1 protein-coding gene is annotated in these 664 nt (G+C 53.0%); it reads right to left on the reverse strand.

Annotated elements, in window-relative coordinates; translation table 11 throughout:
• The coding region (locus tag ABD935_RS08340; RefSeq protein WP_345191400.1) for an HYR domain-containing protein at window positions 1-664 on the reverse strand (664 nt) is incomplete at both ends.

A 664-nucleotide genomic window follows, 5' to 3' on the forward strand; every position in this document is an offset into this window, starting at 1 on the left:
TTTGATAGTATCGGTCACCGTTATTGTTTGCGTACAGGTTGCTGTGTTCCCGGAACCATCGGTCACGGTCCAAGTTACGGTCGTATCACCTAGAGCGAATGGCTCAGAGGCATCATTTGTCACAGAGGCCACGCTACAGTTATCGACTGTTGCCGGTGTGCCCAGTGCCACGCCGGAAGCGGTACATAGACCGGCATCCACGTTCACGGCCACATCTGCAGGACAGGTAATGGTCGGGTCAATGTTATCGGTCACCGTTACAATCTGTGTACAGGTTTCTGTGTTCCCGGAACCATCGGTCACGGTCCAAGTTACGGTCGTATCACCTAGCGCAAAAGGCTCAGAGGCATCGTTTGTCACAGAGGCCACGCTACAGTTATCAGCTGTGGTCGGTGTGCCCAGTGCCACGCCAGAAGCGGTACATAGACCGGCATCCACGTCCACTGCAACATCTGCAGGACAGGTAATGGTCGGGTCAATGTTATCGGTCACTGTTATTGTTTGTGTACAGGTTTCTGTGTTCCCAGAGCCATCGGTCACGGTCCAAGTTACGGTCGTATCACCTAGAGCGAATGGCTCAGAAGCATCGTTTGTAACCGTAGCTACCGAACAGTTATCCGCTGTGGTCGGTGTTCCTAGTGCCACACTAGAAGCGGTACATAGA

Origin of the sequence: Algibacter agarivorans, assembly GCF_039543245.1 — a bacterium.
Classification (GTDB): domain Bacteria; phylum Bacteroidota; class Bacteroidia; order Flavobacteriales; family Flavobacteriaceae; genus Algibacter_G; species Algibacter_G agarivorans.